The organism is Novosphingobium aureum, from assembly GCF_015865035.1.
Classification (GTDB): Bacteria; Pseudomonadota; Alphaproteobacteria; order Sphingomonadales; family Sphingomonadaceae; genus Novosphingobium; species Novosphingobium aureum.
The window spans coordinates 853,780-871,840 of record NZ_JADZGI010000001.1; the positions used below are offsets into that span (position 1 = coordinate 853,780).

General features: G+C 69.0%; 22 protein-coding genes. 4 read left to right on the top strand and 18 right to left on the bottom strand.

Annotated features, from left to right (window positions below; all coding sequences use genetic code 11):
* Positions 1-23 precede the first annotated feature (23 nt).
* From I5E68_RS04045 to I5E68_RS04065, 5 genes are read right to left on the bottom strand one after another with little or no spacing between them, the layout of a single operon-like run.
* Positions 24-680, bottom strand: coding sequence for a FliH/SctL family protein (locus I5E68_RS04045; protein WP_228726814.1), 657 nt, complete (start codon positions 678-680; stop codon positions 24-26).
* Positions 673-1,689 (bottom strand): flagellar motor switch protein FliG, encoded by a 1,017-nt coding sequence (locus tag I5E68_RS04050; RefSeq protein ID WP_197160994.1) that lies wholly within the window; start codon positions 1,687-1,689, stop codon positions 673-675. The genes I5E68_RS04045 and I5E68_RS04050 overlap by 8 nt, the downstream gene beginning before the upstream one ends.
* Positions 1,689-3,443: a flagellar basal-body MS-ring/collar protein FliF gene (gene fliF, locus I5E68_RS04055; RefSeq protein WP_197160995.1), complete on the bottom strand. Its 1,755-nt coding sequence runs from the start codon at positions 3,441-3,443 to the stop codon at positions 1,689-1,691. The genes I5E68_RS04050 and fliF overlap by 1 nt, the downstream gene beginning before the upstream one ends.
* 6 nt (positions 3,444-3,449) lie before the next feature.
* A complete protein-coding gene (fliE, locus tag I5E68_RS04060; RefSeq protein ID WP_323982083.1) occupies positions 3,450-3,848 on the bottom strand; it encodes a flagellar hook-basal body complex protein FliE in 399 nt (132 codons plus the stop codon).
* Positions 3,845-5,173, bottom strand: a complete 1,329-nt coding sequence (locus I5E68_RS04065; RefSeq protein WP_197160996.1) for a sigma-54 interaction domain-containing protein — start codon at positions 5,171-5,173, stop codon at positions 3,845-3,847. Before I5E68_RS04065 ends, fliE begins: the two co-directional genes overlap by 4 nt.
* Before the next feature lie 315 nt (positions 5,174-5,488).
* Here I5E68_RS04065 and I5E68_RS04070 point away from each other — a divergent pair, with 315 nt between their 5' ends.
* Positions 5,489-6,310: a flagellin N-terminal helical domain-containing protein gene (locus I5E68_RS04070; protein ID WP_197160997.1), complete on the top strand. Its 822-nt coding sequence runs from the start codon at positions 5,489-5,491 to the stop codon at positions 6,308-6,310.
* A gap of 167 nt (positions 6,311-6,477) precedes the next feature.
* On the top strand, positions 6,478-6,642 hold the full coding sequence (locus I5E68_RS04075; protein WP_197160998.1) for a hypothetical protein: 165 nt from the start codon (positions 6,478-6,480) through the stop codon (positions 6,640-6,642).
* Between the two features lie 69 nt (positions 6,643-6,711).
* On the opposite strand, the gene I5E68_RS04080 is transcribed toward I5E68_RS04075, so the two are convergent.
* Genes I5E68_RS04080 through I5E68_RS04140 form a run of 13 tightly spaced genes read right to left on the bottom strand, consistent with a single transcriptional unit; the run spans position 6,712 to position 16,525 of the window.
* Positions 6,712-7,545, bottom strand: coding sequence for a flagellar motor protein MotB (locus I5E68_RS04080; RefSeq protein ID WP_197160999.1), 834 nt, complete (start codon positions 7,543-7,545; stop codon positions 6,712-6,714).
* 2 nt (positions 7,546-7,547) lie between these two features.
* Positions 7,548-8,411, bottom strand: a complete 864-nt coding sequence (gene motA, locus I5E68_RS04085; RefSeq protein WP_197161000.1) for a flagellar motor stator protein MotA — start codon at positions 8,409-8,411, stop codon at positions 7,548-7,550.
* Between the two features lie 54 nt (positions 8,412-8,465).
* On the bottom strand, positions 8,466-9,389 hold the full coding sequence (locus tag I5E68_RS04090; RefSeq protein ID WP_197161001.1) for a flagellin N-terminal helical domain-containing protein: 924 nt from the start codon (positions 9,387-9,389) through the stop codon (positions 8,466-8,468).
* A gap of 10 nt (positions 9,390-9,399) precedes the next feature.
* Entirely contained in the window at positions 9,400-10,740 is a 1,341-nt protein-coding gene (gene flgK, locus I5E68_RS04095; protein ID WP_197161003.1) for a flagellar hook-associated protein FlgK, read from the bottom strand.
* Positions 10,741-10,743: 3 nt separating this feature from the next.
* The gene (locus I5E68_RS04100) at positions 10,744-11,082 is read right to left on the bottom strand and encodes a rod-binding protein (protein WP_197161005.1); all 339 of its coding nucleotides are present in this window, start codon (positions 11,080-11,082) and stop codon (positions 10,744-10,746) included.
* On the bottom strand, positions 11,079-12,233 hold the full coding sequence (locus I5E68_RS04105; RefSeq protein WP_197161007.1) for a flagellar basal body P-ring protein FlgI: 1,155 nt from the start codon (positions 12,231-12,233) through the stop codon (positions 11,079-11,081). The genes I5E68_RS04100 and I5E68_RS04105 overlap by 4 nt, the downstream gene beginning before the upstream one ends.
* Complete coding sequence (locus tag I5E68_RS04110) at positions 12,233-12,955, bottom strand: flagellar basal body L-ring protein FlgH (protein ID WP_197161009.1); 723 nt, start codon at positions 12,953-12,955, stop codon at positions 12,233-12,235. The genes I5E68_RS04105 and I5E68_RS04110 overlap by 1 nt, the downstream gene beginning before the upstream one ends.
* Positions 12,956-12,984: 29 nt before the next feature.
* Entirely contained in the window at positions 12,985-13,773 is a 789-nt protein-coding gene (flgG, locus tag I5E68_RS04115; protein WP_197161011.1) for a flagellar basal-body rod protein FlgG, read from the bottom strand.
* Between the two features lie 24 nt (positions 13,774-13,797).
* Positions 13,798-14,553, bottom strand: a complete 756-nt coding sequence (locus tag I5E68_RS04120) for a flagellar basal body rod protein FlgF (protein WP_197161013.1) — start codon at positions 14,551-14,553, stop codon at positions 13,798-13,800.
* Between the two features lie 36 nt (positions 14,554-14,589).
* Positions 14,590-15,405 carry a flagellar hook-basal body complex protein gene (locus tag I5E68_RS04125; protein WP_197161014.1) on the bottom strand — a complete coding sequence of 272 codons (816 nt, stop codon included), beginning with the start codon at positions 15,403-15,405 and terminating at the stop codon, positions 14,590-14,592.
* 24 nt (positions 15,406-15,429) lie between these two features.
* Positions 15,430-15,762, bottom strand: a complete 333-nt coding sequence (locus tag I5E68_RS04130; protein ID WP_197161016.1) for a flagellar hook assembly protein FlgD — start codon at positions 15,760-15,762, stop codon at positions 15,430-15,432.
* Positions 15,759-16,151: a flagellar basal body rod protein FlgC gene (gene flgC / locus I5E68_RS04135; protein ID WP_370463726.1), complete on the bottom strand. Its 393-nt coding sequence runs from the start codon at positions 16,149-16,151 to the stop codon at positions 15,759-15,761. Before flgC ends, I5E68_RS04130 begins: the two co-directional genes overlap by 4 nt.
* Positions 16,152-16,177: 26 nt before the next feature.
* On the bottom strand, positions 16,178-16,525 hold the full coding sequence (locus I5E68_RS04140; protein ID WP_197161020.1) for a flagellar basal body rod protein FlgB: 348 nt from the start codon (positions 16,523-16,525) through the stop codon (positions 16,178-16,180).
* 245 nt (positions 16,526-16,770) lie between these two features.
* Between I5E68_RS04140 and I5E68_RS04145 the strand changes: the two genes are divergently transcribed.
* A complete protein-coding gene (locus I5E68_RS04145; protein WP_228726815.1) occupies positions 16,771-17,574 on the top strand; it encodes a MotA/TolQ/ExbB proton channel family protein in 804 nt (267 codons plus the stop codon).
* Positions 17,575-17,588: 14 nt separating this feature from the next.
* Positions 17,589-17,996, top strand: a complete 408-nt coding sequence (locus tag I5E68_RS04150; RefSeq protein WP_197161022.1) for a hypothetical protein — start codon at positions 17,589-17,591, stop codon at positions 17,994-17,996.
* The last annotated feature ends 65 nt before the right edge of the window (positions 17,997-18,061 follow it).

The window sequence follows — 18,061 nt, forward strand, 5'->3', positions numbered from 1 at the left end:
GGGCCTTTCGCGCCTCCTTGAGGTCAGCAGTCGTGGAGCGCCTCTGTGATTGCCTGCCGCCACGTCGCGGGGCCGTCCTCGACCCCGCCGCTGGCGGTCTCGACCCGGATCGTGCCGCGCTCCATGCGCGGGTCCTCGCGCACCGTCCATTCGCTGGCGAGGCGCGGGGAGACGAGCGCGAGGTCTTCGGGATGCAGCCGGATCACGCGCTCGTCGTCGGCGCGCTGGAGCATGGCGACGGCGCGCGCGATGCGGCGGGTGAGGCCATCGCGGTCGAGCGCGAGCGGGGCGATGGCGCTCTCGCACAAGGCGGCGACGGTCTCGCGCAGGCGCAGGCGCAAGCGTTCTTCCAGCTCGCCGTCGAGCCGGGCGATGGCGAGGCGCAGGCCCTCGCGCGCAGCGGTGTCGGCATCGTGCGCGATCTCGGCCTGTCGCGCGGCCTGCTCGAACCCTGCGGCAAAGCCGTCCGAATAGGCCTGCGAGACAGGGTCGGGCGCATCGGGCTCCTCTTCGGGCGCGGCAGGTTCCTGTGCGCTTCGTTGCGGGGACACAGGCTCGCCGCCATAGCGCTGGTCGGGCCTGAAACCGCCTGCACCATTGAGCCGGTCTAGCAGCCTGAAGCCGCCGCCGTCACCCGGCTCGCCGCCGCTGCGGTTCATTGCGAAGCCCAGGTCAGACATATTCGTCGTCTCCCGAGCCGAATACGATCGCACCTTCGGCGGCGAGCTTGCGGGCTATCGCGACGACTTCCTTCTGCGCGGCGACGACGTCGGCGATGCGGGTGCGCCCGCGCGCGGCGATCTCGTCGCGCACGCCATCGGCGGCGCGGCTCGACATGGCGCGGAAGAAGCAGTCGCGTTCTTCCTCGTCGATGCCCTTGAGCGAGTCGATCAAGGTGTCGCTGGCGACGTCACGCAGCAGCACGCCCATCTGCTGCGGCTCGAGCACGAAGAGATGCTCGAACTTGAACATCTCCTCCTCGAGCCGCTTGGCGAGCGGCTTGTCGCGCTTGCCGATCTCGCTCATCACGCGCTTCTCGGTGACCTTGCCGACGCCGTTGATGATCTCGGCGGCCTCGCGCAGACCACCCAGCTGGAGCGGACGTGCGCCGTGGCATTCGGTGATGCGCCGCGCGAGCAGTTCCTCGAGCATGGCGATCGCCTGCGGGGCGACCGGGCCGATCGTGGCGACGCGCTGGACGATCTCGGACTGCTCGCCAGCGGGTAGCGCGGCAAGCACTTCGGCCGCGACCTGAGGATCGAGCTGGACGAGCAGGACCGCGATGGCCTGCGGATGCTCGCCGCGCAGCAGCGGGACGAGCGCCGAGGCATTGAGCCAGCGCGCCAGTTCGAGCATCGAACGCCGGGGGGCATCGGGCGGCACGATGCGCTGCATCAGATTCTCGGTCTTAACCTCGCCCAGCGCGCGCTGCATCATCGTTCGCACTTGCGCGATGCGGCCGTGCGCGGTGATGCCAAGGTCCTCGGTGCGCTCGATGAAGCCGGTGATCGCACCGGCAATGGCATCGGGGCCAATCTCGCCCAGCGCGCACATCCGCTCGCCCAGGAGGCGCAGTTCCTCGGGATCGAGCTCGGCGAGGATGCGGCTGGTCTGCGCATCGTCGAGCAGCATCATCATCACCGCGGCATTGTCCGCGGCAGCCCAGGCGACAGGCAGGTTCTCGCTCATCACGCAGCCTTTGCCTCGCTATCGGGCTCGGGCGCGCTGAGCATCTGGCGCAGCGCCTCGACCGCGTTCTCGGGCCGCTCGGCGACGAGGCCGCGCGCCAGCCGAACCTGTCGTTCGAGCAGTTCGGCGCGGCTGATCGGCATGCCGTCATCGCCTGCGTCCTGCGCAAGACTGGCGACCTGCGCGCTGGCCGAGAGAGCTGCAGCGCCGGACGTGGAGAGGCCATCGTCGTCCTCCGCCTCGTCCTCCTCATCGGCGGCGGGCTTGCTCTTCTTCGCCTTCTTGCCCTTGGCCGGCTTGTCGCCGCGGATCGAACGGATCACCGGGCGTACGCCGATGAGCAGCACCAGCAGCACCGCGAGCAGCGCCGCGCCATAGCGCACCGCCATCGCGAACCAGCCGGTCTCGTAGAAGGGCAGGGCAGCATCGCTGACCGGCTCGAAGCCCTGCGCCACGACCTTGACCACGTCGCCGCGCTGCGTGTCTGCGCCGACCGCCGCGCCGACCAGTGCCTCGATGTCGGCGATCTTGCGCGCATTGGCGCCCTTCATCGCCTCGGCACTGACCGCCACCGCGACCGAGAGGCGGCGGATGCGACCCGGCCCCCGGTTCGAGACCGAGACCTCGCGGCCCAGCTCGTAAGTGCGGCTGGACGAACTCTCGCCATTGGTGGGTGGTGAGGCGGCACCTGCGGCACCGGGTGCACCGGGCGTTCCTTGCGGCGCGCCCGGCTGGGCCTGTGTCGCAGGCGGCGGGGTATTGGCGAGCACGCCGGGCACGCCCACGGCCTGTCCGCCGGCGCTGGTCTGCGACTGCTGCTGGCTTTCGGAGCGCACCACCCCGTCCTTGTCGTAGCTCTCGCGCGCCGAGGTCACCTCGTCCATGTCGAGCTCGACCTGGATTTCGGAGGAGAAGTTGCCTTCGCCAAGGACGGGGGCGAGCAGCTGCGAGACCTGTTCGCGCAGCTTGGCTTCCATGCGCGCCTGCAGGTCGAGCCGGTCGCTGTCGATCCCGCCCATTTGCGAGAGCAGGCGCCCGTGCTGGTCGACCACCCGCACCGCCTCGGGGGCGAGGCCGGGTACCGAGGCGGCGACGAGGTTGACCACCGCGCCGACCTGGCTCTCGGACAGGCTGCGCCCGCGTGCGAGGCGCACCATGACCGAGGCGCTGGGAGCGACGTTGTCGCGCACGAAGACCGATTTCTCGCCCGCAGCGATGTGCACGCGCACGGCCTCGACGCCGTCGATCTCGCGGATCGTCATCTGCAGGTCGGCCTCGCGCGCGGCGCGCAGGCGCTCGCCCTCGAGCGTGCGGCTGGCGCCCATCGGCAGGCTGTCAAGCATCTGCGTCCCGCTCTCGGGCAGCGCCAGCGCACCGTCCGAGGCGACCAGCATCCGCGCGCGGTAGAAGTCGCCGTCGGCCACGGTCAGCGCGCCGGTGGCATTGTCGATACGATAGGCGATCGCGGCCTGATCGAGCGCGGCGGCGACGCTGGCGCGGCCCGCATCGTCGAGCTGGGCGTAGAGCACGCGCTGCGGATCGGGCGCGACGGTGTTCCATGCCAGCAGCGCCGCACCGATGGCGGCGATGCCGACGAAGGCGGGGATCACCCGGCGCACAGCACCTTGCGCGGCGAAGGCGGAAAGGCGGGTCAGGATCGGCCCGCCGTCGGGATCGGAGAGGACCGCGAAGGGGCTCGCGCCGGCTCCGGTTCGAGCGGGCGGCGAGGCCGTCGCGGGAACGAGGTCAGCCATGGCCGATCAGACCCCCATCCTCATGATGTCCTGATAGGCGTTGAGCAGCTTGTTGCGCACCTGCATCGTCGCCTCGAAGGCGATACCCGCCTCCTGCCGCGCGAGCATGACTTGCGCGACGTCGGTCACTTCGCCCTTCTGGTAGGCGACCGACAGGTTCTCGGCGCGCGTCTGCACGGCGTTGACGCCATCGAGCGCGGACTTGAGCGTGTCGGCGAAGCCGGGGGCGGGCGTGCCCGAACCGGGCGTGCCGGTGGCCGCAGCCGTGGTCTGCGGCGCGTGGATCGCGCGCAAGGTCTCGCTGCGCGCGATGATCTGGCGGCGCATGTCCATGATCGCGCCGATGCTGCCCTGCGTCACGCCAGTGGCGGCGGAGCTGCCGGCAATCGCGGTGACACTGCTCACCTGCGCCCTCCGGCGGCGCGTTCGCCGTTCGCGAGCTCGTGGCCGTGCACCGCAGTGCCGTCAATCGGGATACCGGCCTCGCGCATCGCGGCGAGCCGGTAGCGCAAGGTGCGCTCGGATATGCCCAGCGCACGCGCGGTGCGCTGGCGGTTGCCGCCGCAGGCCGCGAGTGTCTCGGCGATGGCGCGCGCCTCGGACATCTGGACGATGCTCGAGAGACGGCGCGGCGCTGTGTCCTCGGCAACCTGGGCCAGTGCCGGGGCAGGCGTGGTGGGCGCGAGCAGGCGGGCCGGGCTGTCGAACACGATGTGCGCGGGCGCGATCGTCTCGCTGTCGAGCGCGAGCAGCAGCGCGCGGCGCACCACGTTCTCCAGCTCGCGCACGTTGCCCGGCCAGCTGTGCAGCTTGAGCATCGCCAGCGCAGGCTCGCCGAAGCAGGGCACCGCGATGCGCTGCCCGGCAAGCGGGGCGACATGGCGCAGCGCCATCGCGAAGGCGAGCGGGGCGATGTCGTCGGGGCGCGCATGAAGCGGGCTGAGCGCGAGCGGGAAGACGTTGAGGCGGTAGTAGAGGTCGGCCCGGAAACGCCCTTCGGCCACTTCGGTGGGCAAGTCGCGGTTGGCGCAGGCGATCACCCGCACGTCGACCTTGATCGCCTGCGTCGCGCCGATCGGCACGACCTCCTGCTCCTGCAGCGCGCGCAGCAGCTTGGCCTGAAGCGCAAGCGGCATCTCGGCGATCTCGTCGAGCAGCAAGGTGCCGCCGTCGGCTGCGCGCATGAACCCCTCGCTCGCCTCGGTCGCGCCGGTAAACGCGCCCTTGCGGTGACCGAAGAGCATCGCCTCGAGCATGGTCTCGGGCATCGCCGCGCAGTTGACCGCGATGAACGGTCCTTCGCGGCGCGGGCTGCGCGCGTGGATGAAGCGCGAGAGCACTTCCTTGCCGGTCCCGGTCGGCCCGTTGATCAGGACCGGAATGTCGCTCGCGGCGATGCGTTCGGCGAGTGCGAAGACCGAGAGGCTTTCGGGGTCGGCGGCGATGGGGTCCTCGGGCCCGGCCATGGCCGCGAGCAGCATCGCCAGCGCGGTCTCGCTCACCGGGTCGCGGTAGGTCAGCTCGAGCGCGTTGCCCTCGCGCGCGAGCAGCGGCGCGGGCCCGCGTGCAAGGCGCACGAGGCGTTTGCGCGCACTGGGCACGCCCGTCTCGGTGGCATCGCGGATATCGACGCTGCCGGGTCTGTGCAGCGAGCCCGCGATCGCCGCGGCGCGGCGCACCAGGGCCTCGTGATTGGCCTTCGTTTGCGGCGTGTTCGACGGACCTGCCATGAGCTTGAAATTCCCCAGACGACCAATTGCGTTCTCGAGCCTTGGTATCGGGGCGAAAGGGCCAATCTTTTGAGAACCCCCGTCCCCGTAGCCTTGCGTAGTCGACGATCTTTTTCCGAAGCGGTGCGCGGATTTGTGGCCCCTCGGGCTGCAATTGTTTGCAAATGCGAAGCGGCACCCGTTTGCGATCACGCGCAAACTCTCGGTGCGAGGGCTTAAATTTGCCCGCGCCGTGCCGGTCTAGGGTCCGACAGCCGTGCCGGATGGGCCGGTGCTGCTGTCCGGACTTCGGGACATGAAACGGGAGCTACCATAATGTCTGTCATCAATACCAACATCAGCGCCATCAAGGCTTCGAACGCCTCGAACATGGCCAACAAGATGCTGGGCACCGCGATGGAGCGGCTGTCCACCGGCAAGCGCATCAATTCGGCCAAGGACGATGCCGCAGGGCTTGCCATCGCCACTTCGATGACCGCCCAGATCAAGGGCATGAGCCAGGGCATCCGCAACGCCAACGACGGCATCAGTCTCGCACAGACCGCAGAGGGTGGCCTTTCGGAAGTCTCGAACATGCTCCAGCGCGTGCGCGAGCTGGCGGTGCAGTCGGCATCGGGCACGTACCAGGCCTCGGACCGCACCGCGATGCAGTCCGAAGTCACCGCGCTGACCGAGCAGATCAACGACGTGCTGACCCAGACCCAGTTCAACGGCAACGCGCTGTTCTCGACCACCTCGGGCACCGACGTCACTTTCGACATCCAGACCGGTGCGAACTCGGGCGAGACGATCACGCTCACCTCGACCGCGATCAACGGCGCGAACCTGGGCACCGCGCTCGACGTTACCACTTCCGCGCTGGCGACGACGACGATGGACAACGTCGATCTCGCGCTGGCCGACGTCAACTCGACCCGCGCCGCGCTCGGTGCCGGCCAGAACCGCCTCGAGTCGGCGATCAACAACCTGACCAACAACGTCACCAACCTCTCCGACGCACGCTCGCGCATCGAGGATGCCGACTACTCGAGCGAGACCACGCAGATGGCCAAGGCGCAGATCCTCAGCCAGGCCTCGACCGCGATGATCGCGCAGGCCAACCAGAGCCAGCAGAACGTGCTCTCGCTGCTGCGCTGATCGAGACGGCACGACCACCGGCCCGCGCAAAGGCGCGCGGGCCGCATCACGGGCCCGGCGGTTGCTTCCCCAGACCGCCGGGCCCTTTCTTGCGTTCTTTTGGGGCGGACTGCGCGTCTGACTTTGATACTGTGCCCGAGGAGACAGGCTGGAGGTCAGGGGCAGCTATGGGTTTCAAGAAGCCGTTCAAGGCTGTGCCAATCCGCGAGAGCAAGGCGCACCGCTTGCGCCGCGAGCGGGCGGCCAATCGTGACTGGTTGGTCGCACTTTCGAAGTGGGTTGCGTTGGCAATCGTATGTGGTGCGCTGATCGGCTACCTCACGACATTGTAACGCATCGCCTTACTTGTCGCGCTGAGTCAATTCGGGGAAGGCCGGCACCGCCCCTTAGGCATGCCGGTCTCAATCGAGTACGGTGATCGAGATACGCCGGTTGCGCGGGTCGTTGGGGTCGGCGGGGATGAGCAGTTCCTTGTCGGCGACGCCCTCGATGCGGCGGAAGCGGTCTTCGCCGATGCCGTCGCGCAGCAGCGCCTGGCGGGTGGCCTCGGCGCGTCCGGCGGAGAGCGACCAGTTGTTGCCCACGGTGCCGGGCAGGAAGGGCAGGGCATCGGTATGGCCGCGAATGGTGAGCCCGCCGCCGTCGGGCGCGACGGCCTGCGCGATCGCGCCGAGCAGTTCGGCAGCATCGGGGGTGAGCACGGTGGTGCCAAGGCGGAACATCGAGAAGTCTGCATCGTCGACGAGGTCGATGCGCACGCCTTGCGTGGTGTCGACCAGCCGCACCTGCTTGGCGAGACGGCGCAGCCGCTCGCTCGAACGCAGCTTTTCCTCGAGCGACTGCTTGGCGCGCGCGGTGCGCTTGACCTTCGAGCCGCCCTCCTTGGCACCGCCTGTGGTGTCGCGAGGGATGGTCAGCGTCTTGGTGCCGGTCTGGCCCATGGCGTGCGGGTAGTTGTCGGCATCGGTGATCGAGGAGCCGCCGAGGAGTCCGCCCGCCGAACCCGCCGACTTGTTGCGCGTCTGGACCAGCGTCGGGGTGAAGTAGTCGGCAATGCCCTTGCGTTGCTTCTCGGTAGTGGCGCCCAGGATCCACAGCAGCAGGAAGAAGGCCATCATCGCGGTGACGAAGTCGGCATAGGCCACCTTCCAGGCACCGCCGTGGTGGCCGCCCTCGACCACCGTCACCTTCTTGACGATGATCGGCGGGAGCGGCTCGTCCTTCTTCTTGGCCACGCCTAGCGGCCCCGCATCGCGTCAAGCAGCTCGGAGAGGCCGGGGCGGAAGGCGTGGCCGAGGCCCGAGCGCGCGCTCTCGACCACCAGCGGCTGAGGCCAGCCGTGGAGGCTGGCGATGATCACCTGCTTGACGCAGTGGAAGATCATCTCGTCCTGGTCGTTGATTTGCTTGAGCCGCCCGGCCATCGGCGCGACGATGCCGTAGGCGAGCAGCACGCCCATGAAGGTGCCGACCAGCGCCGAGCCGATCATCTCGCCCAGTACCGAGGGGGGCTCGTCGATCGAGCCCATCGTCTTCACTACGCCCAGCACGGCGGCGACGATGCCCAGGGCGGGCAGCGCGTCGGCGAGATTCTGGATCGCGTGCTGGGGCTCGTGGAATTCGTGGAAGTGAGTCTTCATCGCGTTGTCCATAACGTCCTCGACGGCATGGACCTCGAGCGTGCCCGAGGAGACCACGATCAGCGTGAGCGTGTCGCAGATCAGGCCGGTCAGCGCGTGGTTGGCGAGGATGCGCGGGAATTCGGCGAAGAGCGAGGAGGAGGCGGGCTCGTTGACGTGGCTCTCGAGCGCCACCGGGCCTTCGGAGCGCAGGATCTTCATCAGCCGGGTGGTGAGGATGATCGCGTCGATGTGGTCCTGCTTGTTGTGGGTGGGGCCCTTGAACACCTTGGCCATCCCTGCGCCGAGCGCTTTCAGCTCGTGCATCGAATTGCCGGTGACGACCGCGCCCACCGCCGCGCCGCCGATGATCAACATCTCGTGCGGGATCGCGTGCATGACCGGCCCGAGCGCACCGCCGGTCATGGCGAAGCCGCCGAAGACCATCACCAGCAGGATGACGACGCCGATGATCGCGAACATCTCTTCTCGGTTCCTTGTCGAGGTCCGGGCGCGGGGCGGCCCGGGGATCGCCGCTCAGCGCAACTGGTCGAACAGGCTGAGCCCGGCGAGCTTGGTGAAGCTGGCCTGGCTCGCCTCGAGCACGGTGAGGGTTTCCTGCAGGGTGGCGATGGTCAGCGCGAGATCGGTGTCGCCGATCTCGGCCTCCTCGGCCGAGCGCAGTTCCTGCAGGTCGATGCGGCGCTGGTCGGTGATGTCGATCCACACGAGCCGGGTGCCGACCACGGTCTGCGCAGTGGTCACCGTGTCGAGCCCGGACTGCAGCGAAGCGAGTGCGTCGCGCGCGGCCCCGGCGGGATCGGCGGCGGCACCCTTCAGCGCATCGGCGAGCGTCTTGACCACGGCCATGGCGTCGGTCGCACTGCCGCCGCCGTCGGTGAAGGCGAAAGCCTGCGGCCCGGTGATTGCGCGCGGCACGCTCTGTCCTTCGCCCAGCGGCAGGCTGCCGGTGGCATTGGTGCCGACGTAGAGCGCATTGCCGCTGCCATCGAGCGCATAGGCATCGCCCCCGGTCTCGCCGCCGAACAGCGCATGGCCGTTGGAATCGCGCGCATTGGCGAGCGAGAACAGGGTCGCGTGGATCTGCGCCAGTTCCTCGCCGATGGCCTTGCGCTGGGTGTCGTTGAGCGTCGCGCTGGCGGCCTGCGTCGCTAGTTCCTGCGCGCGCACCAGTGCATCGCCGATGTCGCTCAGCGCCGCGTCGGCCAGGGTCAGGTCGGCGCTGGCGCGGTCGGCATTGGCGGTATCGATCGCCGAGAGCGCCTCGAGCCGGGCCAATCCGCGCAGCCGCGAGGCGGCGACCGGGTTGTCCGAGGAGCGGGTCAGGCGCTGGCCCGAGCCGAGCTGTTTCTGCAGGTTCTCGGCATGCGAGCGCAGCGTCTTCATGTCGCCGCGCGCCCTTTCGTAGAAGGCGCTGGTGCTGGTGGAGAGGATCGGCACGGGGGAAACCTCAGCGGATGGCCAGGATGGAATCGAAGATGTCCGAGGCCACCTGGATGACCCGGCCATTGGCCTGGAAGGCCTGCTGGAAACGCACGAGGTTGACCGCCTCCTGGTCGAGATCGACCCCCGCCTGCGCCTGAAGCGCGACGCGCGCGGTGCTGGCGATCGATTCGAGCGCATCGCGGGTGACCTGCCTTGCCGCGACCGCGCTCGAGACCTCGAACAGCACGCCGTCGATGGCGCCGGCCGGATTGGCCGCGGCGATCGCCGCGCGCAGGGCGACGAGGTTGGCGGTGTCGCGGCTGTTCGCCCCGGCGCCCGCGGGGGCGGTCGCGATGGCGTTGCCGCTGGTCGCGACGAGCGCGATGTCACTGGCACCCGTGCCCGAGAACAGCGGCTGGCCCGCATTGCCGGCAAGGTCGACGCCGCCTGTCTGCACGGTGTTGATCGTGGTGACGAGATCGCCAGCGATGGCATCGAGCCCCGCGCGCGAACTCGCGAGCTGGGCGAGCGCCTGTCCCTTGCCCGCAAGCGCGCCCGAGCTCACGGCAAGGGCATTGCCGTCGAGCGTGAACGAGACGGTTCCGTCGGCAGCCTTAGCCATCGCGAGGGTGCCCGAAGCGCCGCCATCGACGAGCGCCGGGCCCGCCGAACCGCCGAGCTTCACGGTGACGACCCCGGTATCGGCGGCAAAGCCGGTCGAGACGTCGGCATGTCGGGAGAGATCCTGAAGCAGCTTGTCACGCTGATCGAACAGCGCGGTCTGGTCGCTCGAGAGGTCGGCGCTGCGGGTCAGGCGCAGGTTTACGCGTGCCAGTTCGGCGGCGATGCGGTTGACTTCGTCGACCCCGTCCTGCGCCTCGAAGCGCAGGCCTTCGCCTACCGCGTCGAGGCTCTGCGCGGTGACGTTGAAGGTCTGTGCGACATTGCGGCTCTTCTCGAGCGCAGCTGCGCGCAGCGAGCCGTCGGTGGGATCGGAGAGCAGCTGCTGGAAGGCGGCCTCGAGGTCGACGATGCTGGTGTAGATGCCGGTCTGCTCGATTGCCGCCTCGACGTTCTCCAGACCCTGCAGTTCGGCATTGGCACGTGCGGCGTCGGCGCCGGTGCGGCGCACTTCGGACTGGCGGAACAGGTCGGCATTGCGCACCACCCCGGTGACGTGGACGCCCGCGAGGTTGATTGCGCTCGGAACCGTCGAGACCGAACTGACCGCGATCTCGGTGAGCGAGGCCGAGCGGCGCACGTAGCCTTCGGAAGAGGCGTTGGCGATGTTGTTGGCGGTCACGTCGAGCGCGACCCGCGCGGCGCGGGTGCCGCTGCGCGCAATCGAGATGAGGTCGGAAGACATCGCTCAGCCTTCCTTCTGCTCGGATGCGGGAACGAAGCGCGCCAGTTGCGCCTCGATCGCGCTGGCAAGACCGAAAGCCCCGCTGCGCGCCGCCACGTCGGCAAACTGTTCGTCGCGCATCTGGCGGAAGGTCTCGATTGCCTGTCCCGAAAACGGTCCCTCGGGGGCGAAGCTGGTCTGGCGCGCGGCGGCGAGCATCTGGCGCACGAAGATCGCTTCGAACTGCTGCGCGGCGGCGTGCAACTGCATGCCTTCGGTGGCCTGCGGAGAGGTCATGCCGCTGCCCGGCGCGAGCGCGAGCGCGGCAGGAACGCTCGCAGGGGAGAGAGGCGCGAGGCTCATATGATCACCATTTCGGCCTTGAGCGCACCGGCCTGCTTGAGCGCCTCGAGGATCGCGACGAGGTCGGACGGGGTCACGCCCAGCATGTTGAGCGCATCGACCACTTGCGCCAGCGAAGCGCCCGGCTCGAACAGCGCGACCGCGCGGCTTTCTTCCTCGGTGGAGATGGTGGAACTTTGTTCAAGGGCGGTCTGGCCCTGGCTCAGGGGGGCGGGCTGGACGACCATCGGCGCCTCGTCGACGCGTACCGTAAGCTTGCCGTGGCTGATCGCGGCGGGCGAGAGGCGCACGGCTGAATTGATCACCACCGTGCCGGTGCGCGAGTTGACGATGACTTTTGCGGCGGTCTCGGCAGGGGCGACCTCGATCATCTCGATCGCGGCCATCATGCTCGCGCGCGCGTCGCTCGCGACCGGCAGGGTCAGCGCGAGGGTCACGCCATCCTCGACCGTGGCGGTGCCCGGAATGCGCCGGTTGATCGCGTCGCGGATGCGCGAGGCAGTGAGAAAGTCGGCATTGAACAGGTTCCAGCGCAGCGTCGGCGCATGGTCGAAACCGGTCGCCACCGCGCGTTCGACCGAGGCGCCGTCGGCGATGCGCCCGACGGTGGGCACGTTGACGGTGAGGTTGGAGCCGTCGTTGGCCGAGATGCCGAGCCCGCCGACCGCGAGGTTGCCCTGGGCCATGGCATAGATCTGCCCGTCCGCGCCGTAGAGTGGCGAGAGGATCAGCGCCCCGCCGCGCAGCGACTTGGCCTTGCCGATGGTCGAGACGGTGACGTCAATGCGCTGGCCCGGCTTGGCGAAGGCGGGCAGCTCGGCGGTGACCATGACCGCGGCCGCGTTCTTCAGCCCCGGCGAGATCCCGGCGGGAAGCGTCAGCCCCATGCGCCCCGAAACGCCCTTCATCGCTTGGGTGAGGTATTCGAGATTGTCGTCGCCGGTACCGGGCAGGCCGACGACGACGCCGTATCCGGTCAGCTGGTTCGAGCGCACGCCCTGGAACTGGCCGAGGTCGCGCACCCGCTCGGCGCGGGCGGGCGCGGGCAGGGCGAGCGAGAGCGCGGTCAGCGCCGCCACCAGCGCGGCGACGAGCAGCGAGGCGGCGCGGTAGAGCCACGCGGCGAGCGGGAGGCGGCTGCGCGGTTCCATCAGAACGGCGAGATCATGTTGAAGAAGCGGCCAAGCCAGCCTTGCCTGCTGGCTCGCTGGAGCGCGCCATTGCCCGAGTACTCGACATGGGCGTCGGCGACGCGGGTCGAGGGCACGACATTGTCGGCGTCGATGTCGGCGAGGCGCACGATCCCCGAAAAGCGGATCCATTCGTCGCCCTGGCTGAGCAGCATTGTCTTTTCTCCCCTGACGAGCGCGGTGCCGTTGCTGCGCACTTCGGCGATGGTGACGGAAAGCGTCGAGGCGAGCGCGCTGGTCTGCGCCGCGCTTCCCTGACCATTGAACGACGAGGACGAGCTTGCGTTAAGGGCATTGGGGTTGAGGAACGAGAGCAGCCCGGCACTCGGCGGCACGATGCCGCCCGCGCCGCCCTTCTGGCTTTTCGAATTGACCGACTTGGAGGCGCTGGTCGTCTCGACGAGCGCGATGGTCACCGGATCGCCCACCGCGCCCGCGCGGGTGCCGCGATAGAGCGGGGCGTAGCCTGCCGCTGCCGCGAAGATGCTGCCGCTGGCCGGTGCAGCGCCCGGATCGGCGGGACGCACCGGCAGGCTGGGCTCGAAGCTGCTCGGCTTCGGCTCCTTCTTGCGCGCCTGTGCCGGGCTGGCGGCGAGCGCGAAGGCGAGGACCATGGCCAGAAGGCTGGCGAGACACCCGGCGACGACAGGGGATCGTGCCGGATGCCTCGCCTCCGGGGCCATGCAACGATGACGAGGGCTGCCCATCGCCGTCACAGCGTCTGGTTGGCGTTGCGCAGCATCTCGTCGACCGCCGAGATCATCTTCGAATTGATCTCGTAGGCGCGCTGCGTCTCGATCATGTCGACCAGTTCCTCGACCACGTTGACGTTCGAGGCCTCGAGCATGGCCTGGCGGATGTGGCCGCGGCCCTGCTCGCCCGCGATGCCGATCTGCGCCGGGCCGCTTGCCCCGGTCTCGAGCATGAAGTTGTCCGAGGCCGCCTGCAGCCCTTGCGGATTGGTGAAGCTGGCGATGGTGATCTGCCCCAGCTGGGTCGGGTCCGACTGCCCGGCAAGCTGCGCCGAGACGGTGCCGTCCTCCGAGATCGAGATCGTCGTCGCGTCCTCGGGAATGGTGATCGGCGGCTGGACGGCATAGCCCTGGCTGGTCACCAGCAGCCCCTCGGCAGTGCGGCTGAAGTTGCCCGCACGGGTATAGGCGAGCTGGCCGCCGGGCAGGCTGATCTGGAAATAGCCGTCGCCGTCCAGCGCAAGGTCGAGGCTGTTGCCGGTCATCTGCAGCGATCCCTGCACTTCCATGCGCGAGGTCGACTGCACGCCCACCCCGGTGCCGAGATTGAGGCCGATGGCGTAGCTGGTCTCGTTCGAGGACTGCGCGCCTGCCACGCGCGCATCCTGATAGGCGAGCGTCGCGAAGTTGGCGCGGTCGCGCTTGAACGCGGTCGTCGAGACGTTGGCGAGGTTGTTGGCGATCACGCGCATGCGCGTGTCCTGGGCTTCGAGCCCGGTGCGGGCGACCTGAAGGGCGGATGAGGGCATGGGCCTTGTTCCTTGTGCTCAATTCTATTCGATGCGCATCAGCCGCGCGCCGCCCTCGTCGAGCTGGCGGGCGGTGTCGATGAGCTTGGTGCGGATGTCGAAGAGGCGCTGTGCCGCGACCATCTCGACGAGGACTTCGCTGGGGCTGACGTTGGACTGCTCGAGCGCGCCGGGGATCAGCCGCGCGTTCTCGTCGGCGGGGAGCACGCCGAAGGGCTGGCCTGCCCCGCCGGGCACGCGGAACTGGCCGGCCAGCTGCTTGACCACCGCGGAGCCGGTGGTCGAGACCAGCCGCAGCCGGTCGATGCGCTGCGGCGGTTCCTCGGGCGTCGCCGGGTCCTTGACCAGCACGGCGCCGTCGGGGGCGATCGTCACCTTGCCGCCGGGGGGCAGGGTGACCGGGCCGTTCTCGCCCAGCACCGGCAGGCCCTCGCCGTTCTGCAACACGCCGGTCACGGTGATCGAGAGATCGCCGCGCCGGGTATAGGCCTCGCCGCCGTCGCTCGCCTGCACCGCCAGCATCGCATCGCCGCTCAGCGCGACGTCGAGCGGATTGCCGGTATCGACCACCGCGCCGTCCTTCATCGAGGCGCCGCGCACTTCGGCGCTCGAAAGCGCGCGTACTTCGACCTGCGGTCCCTCCAGCGTCATCGGCGTGGCGTTGAGGATCTCGGCCTTGAAGCCGATGGTCTGGGCATTGGCCATGTTGTTGGCGATGACGCGCTCGCAGGTCATCGAGTTGGCCATGCCCGACAGGGCGGTGTAGATCAGGCGGTCCATGTCCGGTTCCTCGGGTCCTGCGTCCGGCGGTCAGGCTCAGTTGCGCAGGTTGATGATCGTCTGCGAGATCTGCGTCGCGGTATCGACCGCCTTGGCATTGGCCTGGAAGTTGCGCTGCGCGGTGATCAGCGAGACCAGCTCCTCGGCGATGTCGACGTTCGAGCGTTCGATCGAACCGGCCATGAGCGCGCCGAACAGCCCGGTGCCCGGCTGGCCGTAGCTTGCCGCACCCGACGTGCCCGAGGCCTGCCAGCTGGCATTGCCCAGCTGCTTGAGCCCGGTCGGGGCGATGAAGGTCCCCAGTGCGACGACGCCGAGGATGTCGTTCTCGCCATCGGCATAGGTCGCGATGACCTGCCCGCTCGAATTGATGGTGACGCCCGCAAATTCCTCGCCCGCGGTGTTGGTCGCCGGGATCTGCACGTCTTGCAGCGTCGTCGTCGAGGTGATCGCACCGGTTGCATCGACCGGGTAGACCTGCAGCCGCGCGTTCTGCGCGTTCCTGATGTAGCCGTTGCCATCGACGGTGAACGAGCCTGCGCGGGTGTACTGGGTCTGGCCCGAAAGCGGGGAGACCACGGTGAAGAAGCCCTCGCCGTTGATCGCGAGGTCGAGCGCGCTGCCGGTCTGCTCGATCGGGCCGAGCGAGAACTCCTGCTTGATCGCGCTCACCCGCGCGCCGATGCCGGTGGTCAGCGCCGGGTCGGTCAGGATCGAGGCCGAGACGATGTCGGCGAAGGCGGTCGAGCTCTTCTTGAAGCCCGAGGTCTCGGCGTTGGCGATGTTGTGCGAGATCACGTTGAGATCGGTCTGGGCGTTCTTCAGGCCGGTCAGCGAGGTATAGTAGGACATGGTCGGGGTCTCCGTGCGAAGGGGTCAGGCGGGCTCGGCCGCAGTGCTGGCGGCAAGCCGGGCGGTGAGGGACGCGAGGGCCTCGCCGGTTGCCGCTTCGGCGCTCACCAGCGTGTCGAGCTTGGCCGAGATGGTCTTGAGCGTGTCGGCCATCTCGGTGGTCCCGGCGAGCGAGGAGAACTGCGCCATCTGCGCCAGCATCTCGGTCTGGTCGGTCGGGTTGAACGGATCCTGCTGCTGCATCTGCGCGAGCATCAGCTTGAGGAAGTCGCCCTGATCGAGATCGGAGAGCGAGGTCTTGGCGCTCGCCGACGAGGCGGTCGTGCCCGTGGCGGCGTTGAGTGCGGTGACGGTCATTTGAGCCTCATCGTTTCGAGCATGAGCTGCTTGGTGGTGGAGAGGGCCTCGACCAGGTTCTGGTACTGGCGCGAGGCCTCGAGCATCTCGACCATCTCGGCGTTCTCATCGACCGGGGCGGCCCAGACGTCGCCGTTGGCATCGGCGAGAGGGTGATCGGGGGTGTGCTCGCGCAGTGCCGCGGCCTGTTCGCGCACCACGCCGCGCAGGTCGACGCTGGCCAAGCCGCTCGCGCGGTCGAAGTCCTCGGCGAAGACCGCGCGGATCGGCTTGTAGGCATCCTCTTCGCTGGCCGCGACGCTGCCTGCGTTGGCGAGGTTGGAGGCCGCCGCGTTCATACGCACCAGCTGGGCCGACATGGCGCGCTGGGCGAGGGTGAAGATCGTCATCGGGGGATTGCCGGGCCCTGCCATCGTCAGTCTCCGCGCAGTGCACGCTTGAGCGTGTCGACCCGGCCACGGATGAATTCAAGCGTGGTCGAATAGCCCAGCGCGTTCTCGGAGAAGGCGAGCTGCTCGTTCTGCAGCTCGACCGTGTTGCCGTCGAGGGCGGGCATCACCGGCACGCGGTAGCGCAGCGCGCCCTCGGCGGCGGAAGCAGGGTCGGTGCCGGTCTCGCTGCGGGCGAGCGCATCGGTGAAGTCGATGTCACGCGCCTTGTAGCCGGGCGTCGCGGCATTGGCGATGTTGGCGGCGATCAGGCCCATGCGCTGCGAACGCAGTTCGAGCGCCCTGCCGTGAATGCCGAAGATCTCGCGTGACATCGCGCCTTCCTTGCTTGTCTGGTGCGCTAGCCTCGTCGGGCGGCGCGTACTGGACGCAGTGTCGCAAGGGGCGTGCCAGATCGTGAGGCCTGCGCGTTTCGCGCGTATGCAGGCGGGGGCGACGACCTTCGGCAAGGGCGGCAGAGAGCAGGGCGGCAAGCGCTTGCCGCTGGTCCGGCAAATTCGCGCCCCTGGCTGAATTGTCGGCGCGCGTGCCGTTCTGCGAGGGGAAAGGAACGCGCACATTGTCCATTCCGCCTGATCCCCCCATCCCGACCATCTCGCCCGACATGCTGGCGCGCAGCCTTGCCGACATCGCCGATCCCGGCGCCGCGCTGATCGTGGTCGGGGGAACCTTGCTGGCGACGCTGCTTCGCTGTGGCATCGGCGATACCGGCGCGGCGCTGGTCTCGCTGCGCCGGCTCGTGCTGCGCCGCCGGTTCAGCGCCGCGCGCCTGCGCGCGCAGCTCGCCGGTCACGTGCAGGACTTGCAGCGCGACGGCGTCATCCGCTCGCAGGCGTCCGAGAGCGGCGATGCCGAGTTCGACGAGGCGACCCGCGCACTCGTCGCCGCGCGCTCGCTCGGCCCGCTGCGCAGCGCGCATCTCGCGCACAAGCGCCGCCGCACCGAGCGCACCATGCGCGCGGTGCGCACCTTCAATCAGGCCGCCGACCTCTCGCCGGTGCTGGGGCTCGCCGGTACGCTCGTTTCGCTCACGCAACTTCCGCAAGGTGGCGCAGCCTCGAGCGCGGGCGGGGACTTTACCGGCGCGATCTCGATGGCGGTGCTGACAACGCTTTACGGTCTGCTGCTCGGCAACATGGTCTTCGCCCCGCTCTCGCGCCTCGTCGCCCGCCGCGCCGCGCAGGAGGAGCGCGCGCGCCAGTCGGTCTACGACTGGCTCGAACAGCAGGCCGCACTCGGCCTGCCGCGCATGCCGCTACCCGAGGCCAGGCCGGTGCAGCGGGCCAGGCCTGCCGCCGAGGTCGCGCCCGCACCGGTGAAAGCCGACGCGGGCGCCGATAAAGCTGCCGGAGAGGACGCGTGAGCGGGCGGGCCACGATGAGCTGGCAGACCTCGCTCGCCGATCTCTCGCTTATCCTGTTCATGGTCACTGCCGCGGCGGTCAGCACGGATACGAAGGCTCCCGCAATGCCTGCCGATGTAAAGCCCGCATCGCCGCAGCCACCCGGCGAGGGGCTCTCGGTCTATCTCGTTCAGCCCGGTATGCCGCCTTTCGCAGAGTGGCTGGCCGCACAGACCCGCGACCCGCGCCAGCAGCTCACGATCACCGCCACTTACGCGCGCGAGGATAGGCGCAGCGCGGTCATGGCCCGCGCGCTTTCGCTTGCGGACGAAGCCGAAGCACAGGGGCTGTCAGCGCGCATCGTCGTCGAGCCGCTGGGCTCCGCATCGGGCGCGACGCCTTTGCGTGCAGTGCTCGCCTTCGATCGATCCGGTGCGCCCTAAATCAGGGGGCACGAAGGCGCGAAGGTACGTGGCACGGTGCTTGCTCTAACCCTGTCACGCCATCC

What these genes read in the sequence shown, in the direction of transcription:
- I5E68_RS04045 (WP_228726814.1), bottom strand. Translation starts at nt 680, where the DNA reads ATGTCTGACCTGGGCTTCGCAATGAACCGCAGCGGCGGCGAGCCGGGT.
- I5E68_RS04050 (WP_197160994.1), bottom strand. Translation starts at nt 1,689, where the DNA reads ATGAGCGAGAACCTGCCTGTCGCCTGGGCTGCCGCGGACAATGCCGCG.
- fliF (WP_197160995.1), bottom strand. Translation starts at nt 3,443, where the DNA reads ATGGCTGACCTCGTTCCCGCGACGGCCTCGCCGCCCGCTCGAACCGGA.
- I5E68_RS04065 (WP_197160996.1), bottom strand. Translation starts at nt 5,173, where the DNA reads ATGGCAGGTCCGTCGAACACGCCGCAAACGAAGGCCAATCACGAGGCC.
- I5E68_RS04070 (WP_197160997.1), top strand. Translation starts at nt 5,489, where the DNA reads ATGTCTGTCATCAATACCAACATCAGCGCCATCAAGGCTTCGAACGCC.
- I5E68_RS04075 (WP_197160998.1), top strand. Translation starts at nt 6,478, where the DNA reads ATGGGTTTCAAGAAGCCGTTCAAGGCTGTGCCAATCCGCGAGAGCAAG.
- motA (WP_197161000.1), bottom strand. Translation starts at nt 8,411, where the DNA reads ATGTTCGCGATCATCGGCGTCGTCATCCTGCTGGTGATGGTCTTCGGC.
- flgK (WP_197161003.1), bottom strand. Translation starts at nt 10,740, where the DNA reads ATGTCTTCCGACCTCATCTCGATTGCGCGCAGCGGCACCCGCGCCGCG.
- I5E68_RS04100 (WP_197161005.1), bottom strand. Translation starts at nt 11,082, where the DNA reads ATGAGCCTCGCGCCTCTCTCCCCTGCGAGCGTTCCTGCCGCGCTCGCG.
- I5E68_RS04105 (WP_197161007.1), bottom strand. Translation starts at nt 12,233, where the DNA reads ATGGAACCGCGCAGCCGCCTCCCGCTCGCCGCGTGGCTCTACCGCGCC.
- I5E68_RS04110 (WP_197161009.1), bottom strand. Translation starts at nt 12,955, where the DNA reads ATGGCCCCGGAGGCGAGGCATCCGGCACGATCCCCTGTCGTCGCCGGG.
- flgG (WP_197161011.1), bottom strand. Translation starts at nt 13,773, where the DNA reads ATGCCCTCATCCGCCCTTCAGGTCGCCCGCACCGGGCTCGAAGCCCAG.
- I5E68_RS04120 (WP_197161013.1), bottom strand. Translation starts at nt 14,553, where the DNA reads ATGGACCGCCTGATCTACACCGCCCTGTCGGGCATGGCCAACTCGATG.
- I5E68_RS04125 (WP_197161014.1), bottom strand. Translation starts at nt 15,405, where the DNA reads ATGTCCTACTATACCTCGCTGACCGGCCTGAAGAACGCCCAGACCGAT.
- I5E68_RS04130 (WP_197161016.1), bottom strand. Translation starts at nt 15,762, where the DNA reads ATGACCGTCACCGCACTCAACGCCGCCACGGGCACGACCGCCTCGTCG.
- flgC (WP_370463726.1), bottom strand. Translation starts at nt 16,151, where the DNA reads ATGACGATCTTCACCCTCGCCCAGCGCGCCATGTCGGCCCAGCTGGTG.
- I5E68_RS04140 (WP_197161020.1), bottom strand. Translation starts at nt 16,525, where the DNA reads ATGTCACGCGAGATCTTCGGCATTCACGGCAGGGCGCTCGAACTGCGT.
- I5E68_RS04150 (WP_197161022.1), top strand. Translation starts at nt 17,589, where the DNA reads ATGAGCTGGCAGACCTCGCTCGCCGATCTCTCGCTTATCCTGTTCATG.